This window comes from Anaerolineae bacterium, assembly GCA_035529315.1.
Taxonomy (GTDB): domain Bacteria; phylum Desulfobacterota; class Desulfobacteria; order Desulfobacterales; family ETH-SRB1; genus Desulfaltia.
The window spans coordinates 57,164-70,457 of record DATKWZ010000045.1; the positions used below are offsets into that span (position 1 = coordinate 57,164).

Sequence of the window (13,294 nt, forward strand, 5' to 3'; positions counted from 1 at the left end):
CTTCAGTTACAATTAAATTTAAACCAGGAAAAACTCACGTATAAGAAATCGTAAAGAAAGAACAGTCCATAATAAAAATAATAATTGTGGCAAGTAAGACGATTCTATAAATAACAATATCGTATCAGGTTCTTTCTTAACAATTTCTAATACATTCAGACAGTTCCCTGTTTTAAATTTAATCATAGCTGAAGCTTTTTGTGGTTGGCTTATTTCATAAAGCTAAAAAGCTACTCAAATTTAAATCTATTTCAGGCAATCAATATCATGATTTTACATACAAGAAAAGTGCGGGCGCTTGGTCTTTGCTCCGGCGGCCTTGATAGTATTTTATCGGCGCTGGTTTTGCGCAAACAGGGGATAGAGGTTGAATGGGTAACCTTTGAGACCCCGTTTTTTTCATCTGAAAAGGCTTTGCATGCCGCGCAGATAACAGGGATACCAATAACAGTTAAAAATATTACACCAATCTATCTTGAAATGCTGAAAAACCCTCCATGCGGATATGGAAAGCACATGAATCCCTGCATGGACTGCCATGCCTTAATGTTCAGGCTTGCAGGCGCTATAATGGAAGACAGGGGATTTGATTTTCTTTTCAGCGGCGAAGTGGTAGGGCAGCGTCCAATGTCTCAGACAAAACAGTCTCTCCGTTATGTTGAGAAACATTCAGGCTATGACGGCTTTATTCTGCGCCCATTGAGTGCCGCAAAACTTCCGATTACCATACCTGAAAAAAAGGGGCTTGTGGACAGAAATCTTCTTCTCGATATTAGCGGAAGATCGCGCAAGATGCAGATAAAAATTGCCGGAGAATTCGGTATTATTGATTATCCTTCCGCAGCAGGCGGCTGTCTTCTAACCGATATGGGTTATGCCGCGCGTCTAAGGGATTTATTTGACCACCAGGAGGAATTTACAGAAGAGGAACTTTATCTTTTAAAGCACGGCCGGCATCTGCGTTTAAACAAAAACACAAAGATAATAGTCGGGCGCACAAAAAGCGACAATGAACAAATAAAAAGATATTACAACCCGGCAGCGGATACTGTTATCAAGGTAAATGATTTCCCCGGCCCTACTGTTGTAGTACCGCATGGAGGCAGTAAGGAGATTATTCTTTTAGCGGCGTCAATATGTGTTGGATACAGCAAGGCACCTGTTAATGCTCAGGTTGATGTTGGGGTTGTAACGCCCCGGAGTTCTGAGATTCTTAAGGTGCCGGGAATTCCTCCGGAAGAAATAAAGCAATATTTGATATAGTAGTTAATCAAGTTTCGCTGTCCTGACCCTGAGCTGGCCGCATGCTGCTGAAATATCCCTGCCCTTGCTGCGCCGGGTGATAACAATATAATTATTTTTGCGCAGGATTTCTCTGAAGTTATTAATTACATCCTCTTCCGGCTGCCTGAAATCACTGCCTTCATGTTCATTAAATGGTATGAGATTGATTTTTGCCTTTATTGAACGCAGCAGGTTGGCAAGGCGATTTGCGTCATCAGAAGAATCATTTATACCTTTTAAGAGAATATATTCAATCATTATGCTTTGACGGGGCGGCAATTTGTATTTGCGGCATGCGTCAAGCAGCATTTCAATAGGATATTTTTTATTTATGGGCATGAGCATGTCACGAGTTTTATTGTCTGTTGCATTTAATGATATTGCCAGGTTTACATTTGCATCCTGATTCAGGTCGGGCAGCCTTGGAACCAGTCCTGCCGTGGAAAGTGTGACCTTGTTGTTTGAAAATGCAAGCCCGCACCTGGCATTGGTTATGGTGTTAATAGCGCCGATCACATTTTTATAATTTGCCAGAGGTTCACCCATGCCCATCATAACTATATTTTTCAGTTTTTCGGGATCCTCCATGTCGTTCATGATGTCGCGCACCTGTGCCAGGATTTCACCTTTTGTTAAATTCCGTACAAAACCTCCTTTTGCGGTAAGGCAGAACCTGCATCCCTGCGCACAGCCCACCTGGCTTGATATGCATAGAGTATAATAATTTTTTTCAGGAATCAGCACACTCTCAATGCATTGTTTGTCAGATAGTTTAAAAAGGTATTTTCTGGAGCCGTCTTGCGAGGTTTCGATCTGCTTTTTTTCAAGGCGGTCAATCGTGAAATTAAGTGAGAGAAGCTGTCTGATCTCCTTTTTAATATCCGTCATTATCTCAAAATCATCAGCCTGGCTAAAATAGATCCACTTCATGATCTGATTTGCGCGATAAGCCTCGATATCATGATCTTTGAGCCATGAAACAAGCTGATCATTTGTAAGCTCAACAATGTTTGTTGTGTTGGATTCAGTTATCATTTACCGTTTCAAAGAGACTTTTTTGACAGGATTAACAGACTAAAATATTATAACAATATTAGCTTTTACTTAAACTCAATTTTTGATTGGCGCTTTTGTACCGGAAGGAATTCCGATATCAGGTGAAGCCTTTCTGCCTGTGGAAGGAATGGAGGCTATATTAAGGTGACAGCTCATAATCAATAATCACAGGGTCTCTCATTATAAGCTCAATCGATTTTTCCGATGTTGCGGCGGCTGTCGGAAAAACCTTTCCAAGGGCTCTGATGTGTCTTAAATGGTCTGCGATGCGAAGAATCAGCATGGCAAGGTTACCTTCCTCAATTTTGGAAATAGAAACCACTTTTTCCCAGGACTGACCAGTGGCCCAGGCATAGATTGTTAAAGCCGGCCTTAAAAACAGGGGCCGCACTTCAAATTCTTTATCCGTCAGGTGCTTTGTAAAAGGCTTGAGATTTCTTTCAATATTGTAAAAAGCAGCTAAAAGCTTTTTGGGGATTAACTTGGCATCAATTTTTTCATCTGATTCCTGTTCGGCAACAAATGATGCCATTATGGCAGCCAGAAGCGCTGGATCAGATTCAGGAAAGATCCCGAGCCTGAAACTCTCTGCTATCATGAGAGGCTGGTCAACCCTCAGACGGGAAGCCCATATACCGTCATCCGTTAACTCACCGTTTTTTGCCGCGTATCCTGTTTCTATCAGGAGGTTAAAATGCCTCATAAAATCCTGCCATAGCAACTTGTCATCATCTTTGTAAATTTGATCTGATTCTTTTTTTGTTTTTGCAATCAAGTATGATGCAAAAGATTTTTTCAGAAGATTTTCTATCTGGTTAAGGTCATAGGATACAAGCAGATTAAGAGCCATGGAAAAGTTAATCCTTATCTGGCTTGTTACATCAGATGGCTGCGAGTTTATAAGTTTTGCGATCAACCTTATATCCATGAATCTTCCTGGAATTGCCACCGCGAATCCGATTTTGTCCATTCCTCTTCTGCCGGCCCTTCCTGTCATTTGATGAAATTCAGTAGAGCTTAAAGGCAGGAAATCTTTTCCATTGAATCTATCGGAATTTAAAAAAACAATTGTTCTGGCTGGAAAGTTCACCCCTGCCGCTACAGTAGAGGTCGCAAAGATCGCATCAAGGAGCCCCTCGGTCATAAGTGTTTCCAGCAGCATCTTCCATGCAGGCAGTTGCCCGCTGTGATGAGAGCCTATTGCAAACTGTTTAATAAACCGGAATTGGCGATGTGTTTTGATATACGCGTTTTTTGTTGCAAGCTCTTTGATTCTTTGACTGAGCCTTATTTTTCTGTCCTCCCTGTTTTGATCGATTATAAGATCTTCTGTGCAAAGTTTAAGAGCGTTATCACAATCTGCGCGTGATTTTAGAAAAAAAATAGCAGGAAGGAGATTATATTTATCTAAAACATGCATGATTTGCCCAAATGGCGGAAGGTTGCGCGGACGAGCCATCAGCGGCGGATTCTTCTGATTTAAATAATTGCCGACCTTTTTGTAGATAGTTACATTTTTTTTCTTAGCGTTTTGAGTTACAAGCGGAAGAAGTTCCCCTGATGGATGTAAAAAAAGGGGAAAAAGAGGAACAGGTCTTTTTTTTTCTTCAATTACAATGCATTTTTTTGAGCGGATTGATAAGAGCCATCCTGCAATTTGGTGCGCATTACCGATTGTAGCTGAGAGCAAAAGCAGAGGTATTCTGGGAGGAAGGTATATCATTATCTCTTCCCATACAACCCCTCTTTCTTCATCGCCCAGGAAATGGGCTTCATCCAGGATTACCAGATCTACTGATAAGCTTTCTCCTGAATGCATGGCATCGTATAACTGATTGCGCAATATCTCTGTGGTTCCAACAATAATAGGCGCGTCAGGATTTTCTTTTCTGTCACCCGTTAATATCCCGACATTGTCAGCCCCGAAGATCGCTGAAAATTCATGATATTTTGAATTGGATAATGCCTTTAAAGGGGATGCATACCAGGATTTACCACGCTTTACATGTATTTCCGCTATTGCCTTTTCAGCTATCCATGTTTTACCGGCGCCTGTTGGAGCAGTAACAAGACAGTCAGCTTTTTTAATTGCGGAAATCGCTTTAACCTGGAAAGGGTCTGGCTTAAATGCAGATTTTTTGGGCACACCTATGGACGAAAAAACCTTTTTCAGCTCAGAATCTGCTTTTGGCCTTAACTTTATCTCCGATAAACCATTATCGGTTTTCCCCCTTTTATCCCTTCTTCTTAATTGATATTTATTTTGTCTGCGCATAGTTTACTTTATTACCCGGGCGAGTCTCAAGATATTGCAAATGCTGAAAAAGGGCTTACTTAAGGGGTAAATCCTCTTGCCGGGAGATGGGGCGCTAAGCATGCTTTAATCTGATCTTTACTGAATTGACATGTGCATCAAGACCTTCGATCTCGGCCAGCCGTATAATATCTTTTGCCTCATTCATAAAGGCCTTTTTTGAATAGTGTATCAGGCTTGTTTTTTTTATAAAATGATCGACAGAAAGGGCTGACGCGAATCTGGCAGTGCCTGCGGTTGGAAGAACATGGTTTGGCCCGGCAATATAGTCTCCGACAGGTTCCGGAGTGTAATCGCCTATAAATACAGCCCCCGCGTTTTTGATTTGTCCTATATACTCAAATGGCTCTTTTATCTGAAGTTCAAGATGCTCGGGCGCTATACTGTTTGAGAGCTCTATGGCAGCGGAAAGATCGGAAGTAACCATAATTGCGCCATATCTGGAAATAGATTGGGAGGCAATCTCTTTTCTTGAAAGGTTTTTTAACTGCTTTTTCACGGCATCGGCAACAGCTTTTGCTGTTTCTTTGGAGCTGGTAATGAGCATGGCGGAAGCTAAAGGATCATGTTCCGCCTGGGAAAGAAGGTCGGCGGCAATAAATTCCGGATTTGCCGCACTGTCGGCAATAACAAGGATTTCACTGGGCCCGGCTATCATATCTATCCCTACCGTACCTGCAACAATTTTTTTGGCAAGTGTAACATAAATGTTTCCAGGGCCGACTATAACATCGATTTTTTTAACAGTCTCGGTGCCGTAAGCCAGCGCTGCGATTGCCCAGGCGCTTCCAATTTTGTAAATTGCATCAACACCGACCTTTTGCGCTGCAACAAGAAGATAAGGGTTTACGGTTCCGTCCTTTGTCGCAGGGGTTGCCATTGATATATGTTTTACACCGGCTATCCTGGCAGGAATGGCACCCATCAGCACAGAGGAAACCAGGGGGGTGCTCCCCCCTTTTCCGCCGGGCACATAAACCCCGGCAGAGCCGACAGGATTTATTATCTGGCCGACGATAGCGCCTGGTCTGTCGGTGTTGATCCATGACCTGTTAATTTGCAGGTTGTGGAATCCTTTGATTTGCGAAATTGCCCTGTTTAAAGATCGTATAAAGGGACGGCCTACTTTTTTTGCGGCAGCATCAATTTCCAGGCGTGTTACCTGAATCGATTTTACGTCCAGGCCAGGAGAGTCATGGCGGTTTACATATTTAACAAGGGCTTTGTCCCCATTCTTCCTTACATCCTCAAGAATACGGGTGACAGCCATATAGTCCTTTTTCTTAAAGCTTAAGCCGCGGTTTACAATCGATGCCACCCTTGCGTCAGCCGATTTTGAAGGATAATTGTATATTTTCATGCTGGTTTCTTTTGTCTTTGTTACAGGCTCATTATTGATGAACTCGTAAAAAGCCCCAAAATCGTCATGCCGGACTTGATCCGGCATCCACAACGCCTTGAATTTACTGGATAGCGCTGATGCTTCACTTCGTGTCCGGCTTTCGCCGGAATGACGGAAAAGAGAACTTTTCGACTTTTTACGAATTCATCATTATTTATGGATTTTATATTTTATAATATCTTAAAATATAAGGGAGTTGTTTGTCAATACTTGACAGCCGGTTATGAGCTTTTAGCAAAAATACTGATTGACATATTTTTTTCTATCTGCACAAATTGGTAGCCGTTCACGTTCCGTGAACGCTGACACAAATTGTTTTTGTTATATGTAACAGTTCGAGGGAGCCGTGAATTTTATATTAACTCAGGGTTTGGAGGAAATTTATGAAGGCAAACAGAATTTATAACTTTAATGCGGGGCCTGCGGCGCTTCCGCTTAGCGTTCTTGAAGAAATCAAAGATTCATTCCTGAACTTTAACGGATCAGGCATGTCCATTATTGAATTAAGCCATAGATCAAAATGGTTTGATGAAGTAATAAATGATGCTGTAGAGAGAACAAAACGGCTTTTAAAGCTGGATGAAAATTACCATGTTCTTTTTATCCAGGGCGGAGCCAGCATGCAATTTTGCATGATTCCTATGAATTTTCTGCACGACGGAAAGTCGGCAGACTATGTTGATACCGGCACATGGTCAACAAGTGCTATAAAGGAAGCCCGTATACTGGGGAAACAGATAACAGTTGCGGCATCTTCCGAAGACAGGGGTTTTTCCTATATTCCTCAAAATGTTAAATTCAGCAATGATGCGGTTTATGCCCATATTACCTCGAATAATACCATCAAGGGAACACAGTGGAGAACCTTCCCGGATACCAATGGCGTGCCGCTTGTGGCAGACATGTCGTCCGATATTATGAGCAGACCTTTGGACATGGAACAATTCGGTCTGATATATGCCGGAGCGCAAAAAAATATCGGTCCGGCTGGTGTGTGCATGGTGATTATCAGGGATGATATGTTAAGTATGGTGCCCGATGGTTTGCCGTCAATGCTTAAGTATACGACCTATGCCTCAAAAAATTCGATGTATAATACTCCTCCGTGCTTTGCGATTTATACTATTCAGCTTGTAATGAAATGGCTTGAAGACACGATCGGCGGCCTTGAAAAAATGGAAGAGATAAACCTGAAAAAGGCAAATATTCTTTATGATTGCCTGGATTCAAGCGGGTTCTACAAAGGGACTGCGGACACAGACAGCCGGTCAATAATGAACGTTACCTTTCGTCTTTCAGGCGAAGATCTGGAAAAAAGATTTATTCAGGAAGCTCTGGAAGAGGGGCTTGGCGGTCTTAAAGGACACCGCAGCGTAGGAGGCTGCAGGGCATCCATCTATAATCCCACAACAATAGAGGCGGTAGAAGCTTTAACAGATTTTATGAAGAATTTTGAACAAAAAAACGGATAAAAATAAAACTTTGACAGGATAACCCTCCAGAGGCGGGCAAGGATAAACAAGATCCTGTTTTTTTATTCTGTCGCCAAAGAAAAAGTTAAGGTATCCTGCCTATTTTAAAAACCCAACGACAAATGACCAATCATTTAATCAACCAGCAACCAGTAACGAGTAACTAATCGCCCATTTTTTCACTCAACTATTTTCCTGCTCGACCACTCGACTAATTCCCTACACGACTACTTGACCAATCGGGATCCGAATCGTAAAAGTTGTTCCCTTGCCAACTGTGCTCTCCACGTCTATGGTTCCATTGTGTTCTTTAATTATTTTATATGAAATATTGAGGCCGAGACCTGTTCCTTTTCCAACCTCCTTTGTGGTGAAAAAGGGATCGAATATTTTAGAGAGGTTTTCCTTGGGGATGCCTTTGCCCGTGTCACTTATCTTGATCTCTACCTTTCCATCCAGCGCTCTTGTTGTAATCCTGATCTCGCCCTGCTTTTCTATGGCCTGGGCCGCATTCACCAATAGATTTACAAAGACCTGGTTCAGTTGCTGGGGATAGCATTCTACAAGAGGCAGGTCTCCATAATCCTTTGTGACAACAGCCTTGTATTTAAGTTCATTCCAGACCACATTCAAGGTTGATTCTATGCTATTGTTTATATTCGCATCTTTGAGTTCCTTGTCGTCAGGATGGGCAAAATCCTTCAGGTCGATCACGATCTTTTTTATACGCTCGGTTCCCTCCCGGCTTTCTTTGATCAGGTTCGGGGTGTCATTCAGGACAAAATCGATGTCGATTTCCTTTTCAAGTTCGTTGATACGGCCCAATTTCTCCAAAATTGAAGCTCGTCCTTTTTCAGTAGCCATGTCGTCCTTTAGCTCGGTAATGAGGTCACTGTATTGAGCTATTAAGGACCTTAGATCATTGTCATAGCCCGCCAGGGTATTCAGGTTGCTGCTGATGAAACCGGTGGGATTATTAATCTCATGGGCTATACCTGCGGCCAATTGTCCGATGGAAGCCATCTTTTCGGATTGCATTATCTGTATTTGCGTCGTTTTTAGTTCTTCTATCGCATGTTCCAATTCCTCATTTTTTTTCTGGACCTGATCAATCGTATTTTTGAGACTTTCATTAAGAGATTTTATTTTTTCAGAAGCGTTTTTCCGTTCCCCAACCGTTTGTCTGAGATCGTAAGTGGTTCTTTTCAGCGCTTCTTCCGCCCGTTTGCGCTCAGTCACATCCCGCAGTAATGCAAGCAAGGCTTTTTCTCCATCCCACTCAGTATCAATCACATGCATCTCAGCAACACCTTTTTCTCCACCACTTCTCAGGATATTTACCTCCATGATTTCATCTGCCACACAAGGAAAACCAAACAACTCGCCCATGATTTCATCTGATCTGCGATTAAAAAGAATTTCAGCAGAAGGATTAATAAAACGCACAATTCCTTTTTGATTCAGGACAAGAACGCCATCAATAGTTTTGTTTACGATATTATTGAAGCTTTCATTTGAAATTTTCAATGCTTCGTTAGCCTGTTTTAAATTTTGAAGCAACCGCCTGTTTTTATAAGCCAGCATTTGACTCTTCCAGCCCCTGTCAACCGATGCAACAATCCCATCAAGATCTATCGGCTTTGTGATATAATCATAAACACCGCTTTTTAATAAACTTATTGCCGAATCAATTTCAAGCAATCCTGTTATAACCATAACCAGAACCTCGGGAATTATCTTTTTTGCTTCATGAATGAGCTGTATGCCGTCCATTTTCGGCATATTGATATCGGTAATTAATATGTCAATGGATGTTTCATTTAAGATCTTTAAAGCATTGCTGCCTTTATCAGCAGTATAAATCTCATATCCTTGCTTTTTCAGAATATTATCAATAAGTCTTAAAACAACAGGTTCGTCATCCACTACCAGTATCCTGGCCTTTTCCGGCAGTATTATAGTTTCTTCTATATTATCTACTCTATTTTCTTGATTCATGTTCCCCCTAGAAATTGAGGATTGTATATTGAAAATTGAAGGAATTCTGTCACTTTTCACTTTTCATTTCTCAGCGTCCAGCACTTCCCTAACCTTGCGCGCCAGACTTTCCGGTGCAAAAGGTTTTTGGAGAAAATTCAGTCCGGGCGCCAAAACACCGTGCTCAACTATGGCGTTGTCTGTGTACCCCGACATGTAAATCACCTTTATCCGGGGATAGAAAGGTCGCAGCTTTTCTGACAGCTCCTTCCCGCCCATCCTGGGCATCACCACATCAGTGATCATCAGATGAATCGGCCCCTCGTGCGCCTGGCTGACCCTCAAAGCATCCTCTCCATTTTCAGCATCTAATACTTTGTATCCATGCAGCAGGAGAACCTTTTGCGCAAATTTTCGAAGACCGTCATCATCCTCCACAAGCAAAATGGTTTCAGAACCGTCAAGTTCGATTACAGGGAGCCGCTGTTTTTCCTCCGAGTCCGCATCTCCCTCCGCTCTTGGCAGGTAGACCTTGAAGGTGGAACCCTGTCCGGGCTCGCTGTAAACCCAGATAAAGCCATTGTTTTGTTTGACAATGCCATATGCCGTAGATAAGCCCAGTCCCGTGCCCTTGCCGACTTCCTTCGTGGTAAAGAAAGGATCGAATATGCGGGACAGGGTTTCCTTGTCCATCCCGATGCCGGTATCGCTTACAGCGAGCATCACATAATGGCCTGGCTTTTCTCCTTCAATACCGTGCTTGCGAAAATAGCTTTCGTCCAGATCTATGTTGGCTGTTTCAATGGTGAGCTTTCCTCCCAGAGGCATCGCGTCTTTAGCATTGATCGCCATGTTCATGATCACCTGCTCCATCTGCCCGGGGTCCACCTCCACCCGCCATAATGCAGGTTCCGGAATCGTCAACAGCTCAACATCCTCCCCAATCAGGCGACCGAGCATCTTCTCTATACCTGTTAACAGTTCATTAAGATCCAGAACCCTGGGTATAATTATCTGCTTGCGGCTGAAGGCAAGCAGTTGCCGGGTAAGAGACGCCGCCTTGTCCCCGGCTTTCTCGATCTCTTCTATTTTCTCGCGTAAGGATTCATCCTTGATGACATCCATCAATACAAGATGGGCATTGCCGATGATGACGGTCAGCAGGTTGTTGAAATCATGGGCAACGCCGCCGGCCAGAGTGCCGATTGCCTCCATTTTCTGGGACTGGTAAAGCTGGGCTTCGAGTTTCTTTTTTTCTTCCTCCGCCTGCTTGCGCTCGGTGATGTCAGATATCACCCCGTTCAGTGAGACGACATTGCCTTGCTGGTCTTTCTCCCAACTGATGTGATCCTCCACCCATCGCTCTGTTTTGTCTTTACTTATGATACGGTATTCAACGGCGCCGGATTTTATCTTCCTCTGAGATTCTGTGAACAATGCAAAAACCCTTTCCTTGTCCTCAGGATAAATGGTGCTTTCCCACAGTGTTGGATCTCCAAGCCACTCTTCTACTGTATAGCCACAGATTTTTTCGACCGCACGATTCACATAGGTGGCCACAAAGGTTTCCGGATCCGCCCGGTAGATCAACTCATCGAGGCTTTCGGTTAGATTTCTGTATTTAGCCTCGCTCTCCCGAAGTGTTTCTTCTGCACTTTTGCGAGTAGCAATTTCTGCCGAGAGTTCTGCGGTTCTTTCCTTAACTGATTCTTCTAACCGTTCATTAAACATTATTAACTCTTCCCGGGACTTAACCAATTCTTTATTTTTTTGGACTGCTGCTTCATATGATGAAATTAGCAATGTGAGCATTTGTTGCTGGTTTGCTGTAATAAAACGTTTCTTTCCTCCAAATAGAATTTCCACACCAACTCTTACTCGTTCACTTTTGTACAGTTTTTTATTTGCCAGAATCTGTTCAATATGTGATATAAGATAATCTTTGTGATAGGGTTTAGTAAGAAAATTATCAGCTCCACAAGCAAGACCTTCAAGCACATCTTCTGCACCGGAAAGAGATGTAAGCAGAATAACCGGAATGTCCCTGGTGCTCTCACCTGATTTTATTTCCTGACAGAGTTCGTAACCATTCATCTCCGGCATTACTATATCGCTGATGATGAGCAAGGGTGTGTGTTCATCAAGTAGTGTAAGCGCTTCTTTACCGCTTTCGGCAACCAGAACTGTATAGTTGTGTTGCTCAAGCAAGTATTTCAACTGCTCAGCCTGAGTGGGGCTGTCTTCGACTATTAAGATTTGATCAATATCATTTTTAGCATTCTTTTCAGCTTCCATAATATTACCCCTTTCATCTTTTTGTTAAAGCAGTAAGAGCCGCTGTTATATTTTCCGGTGATAGAATATGCGTTGCCGCATTAAGTTTTATTGCCGCCCCTGGCATACCGTGCACTACAGAACTTTCTTTATCTTGAGCAAAAGTTACAGCCCCTTTTTCTTTCATTAATTTCAATTCATCTGCTCCATCCCGACCCATTCCGGTTAATAATACGCCTACTGCTCTGGAACCAAAAACTTGTGCCGTTGTACGAAACAGATAAGCAACCGACGGTTTAAGACCATTTTCCGGCGCATGATTGCTCAACACAATTTGACCATCGCTGCCGACACCCATGTGAAAATCATCAGGAGCAACATAGCCATGACCGGGTAAGGGATATTCATCATGCGCAGCAATATGTAATGGAAAGTTACATGTACTGGAAAGCCATTCAACAAATCCTTCCACAAATCCCCGGGCAATGTGCTGAACGATAAGCAATGGAACCGGAAGGTTCTTAGGCAATCCGGAAATAATTTTTTTGAGTATATGGGGCCCTCCGGTTGAAGCCCCGATTGCAATTATCTCTGCTGTCGAAGTTGATTTCGGTATATATGGTACGGATGATGGCGGCGAGATTATGCGCTCTTTCGTAACGCGCTGAGTACGCGTCACAACCTTAACTTCAGACATCAGCTTTAGCGTCTGGATGAGCTCACCGGCGGCTCTTTTGTAATCGGGATGACCGATACCAGGCGGACGTAGAAGCACTGCTACAGCGCCGGCTTCCAATAATTGGAATGAACAAGCGACTTCTGTTGCCTGATTGTTTCCGCTAACGATGACAATGGGGATCGCGTGGGTTTCCATTATCCGGCGCGTCGCGGTAATGCCATCCATCTTAGGCATACAAATATCCATGGTAATAACATCGGGACAAAATTTATTTACAGCATCAATAGCTTCTTCACCGTTACCGGCTATACTTACTACACGAAGCATCGGGTCTGAGTTAATAATGTGAGCCAGTAATTCCTGCATCACGCGTGAATCTTCCACTATGAGAACTTTGATCGGGGGTCGGGGGTCAGGGGTCGGGGATTGGGGATCAGTCATGTTGTGCCTCTTCCCATCTCGTTTTTTCCTAAGGATCTTCGCAAGCCATTAAGCATTCGTCCGATTGTCGAAGTTTTATCAATCAATTCCACCGCTGTATCTGCGGCAATGTATCTTAAGCGTTTAGCTATCTCGATATGGGTCTCAAGTTCCGCAAGTGAGCCATAGGCAATGGATATATGCTGGATAAATTCTTTATTATGCTGCCGCGACCTGCCTTCAGCGATATTTGCCGGAACAGATACTGCCGCACGCTGTAACTGACTGGCAAGTCCGTATACCTCATTCACGGGAAAACCCTTCGTAATTTGATAGCATTGCACTACTAACTCCATAGCCTTTTGCCATACCTCCAAATCCCTGTAACTTTTTATACTCATACCCCCGACCCCCGA

At 43.1% G+C, this 13,294-nt stretch carries 9 protein-coding genes; 2 read left to right on the forward strand and 7 right to left on the reverse strand.

Annotation, left to right across the window (positions count from 1 at the left end):
* Positions 1-267 precede the first annotated feature (267 nt).
* Positions 268-1,263 (forward strand): tRNA 4-thiouridine(8) synthase ThiI, encoded by a 996-nt coding sequence (locus VMW78_08710; protein HUV51083.1) that lies wholly within the window; start codon positions 268-270, stop codon positions 1,261-1,263.
* Between the two features lie 3 nt (positions 1,264-1,266).
* Here the strand turns inward: VMW78_08710 and rlmN are convergent, their stop codons facing one another.
* From rlmN to hisD, 3 genes are all read right to left on the reverse strand, one after another.
* Positions 1,267-2,319, reverse strand: a complete 1,053-nt coding sequence (gene rlmN, locus VMW78_08715) for a 23S rRNA (adenine(2503)-C(2))-methyltransferase RlmN (protein HUV51084.1) — start codon at positions 2,317-2,319, stop codon at positions 1,267-1,269.
* A gap of 160 nt (positions 2,320-2,479) precedes the next feature.
* Complete coding sequence (locus VMW78_08720) at positions 2,480-4,615, reverse strand: DEAD/DEAH box helicase (GenBank protein HUV51085.1); 2,136 nt, start codon at positions 4,613-4,615, stop codon at positions 2,480-2,482.
* A gap of 94 nt (positions 4,616-4,709) precedes the next feature.
* Positions 4,710-6,014: a histidinol dehydrogenase gene (hisD, locus tag VMW78_08725; GenBank protein HUV51086.1), complete on the reverse strand. Its 1,305-nt coding sequence runs from the start codon at positions 6,012-6,014 to the stop codon at positions 4,710-4,712.
* Positions 6,015-6,439: 425 nt separating this feature from the next.
* Here hisD and serC point away from each other — a divergent pair, with 425 nt between their 5' ends.
* Positions 6,440-7,528 carry a 3-phosphoserine/phosphohydroxythreonine transaminase gene (serC, locus tag VMW78_08730; GenBank protein HUV51087.1) on the forward strand — a complete coding sequence of 363 codons (1,089 nt, stop codon included), beginning with the start codon at positions 6,440-6,442 and terminating at the stop codon, positions 7,526-7,528.
* Between the two features lie 219 nt (positions 7,529-7,747).
* Here the strand turns inward: serC and VMW78_08735 are convergent, their stop codons facing one another.
* The 4 genes from VMW78_08735 to VMW78_08750 form a co-directional block, all read right to left on the reverse strand.
* Positions 7,748-9,526: an ATP-binding protein gene (locus VMW78_08735; protein HUV51088.1), complete on the reverse strand. Its 1,779-nt coding sequence runs from the start codon at positions 9,524-9,526 to the stop codon at positions 7,748-7,750.
* A gap of 63 nt (positions 9,527-9,589) precedes the next feature.
* Complete coding sequence (locus VMW78_08740) at positions 9,590-11,800, reverse strand: response regulator (GenBank protein HUV51089.1); 2,211 nt, start codon at positions 11,798-11,800, stop codon at positions 9,590-9,592.
* Between the two features lie 13 nt (positions 11,801-11,813).
* The gene (gene cheB, locus VMW78_08745; protein ID HUV51090.1) at positions 11,814-12,899 is read right to left on the reverse strand and encodes a chemotaxis-specific protein-glutamate methyltransferase CheB; all 1,086 of its coding nucleotides are present in this window, start codon (positions 12,897-12,899) and stop codon (positions 11,814-11,816) included.
* Positions 12,896-13,279, reverse strand: a complete 384-nt coding sequence (locus tag VMW78_08750) for a four helix bundle protein (GenBank protein ID HUV51091.1) — start codon at positions 13,277-13,279, stop codon at positions 12,896-12,898. Before VMW78_08750 ends, cheB begins: the two co-directional genes overlap by 4 nt.
* Positions 13,280-13,294 lie beyond the last annotated feature (15 nt).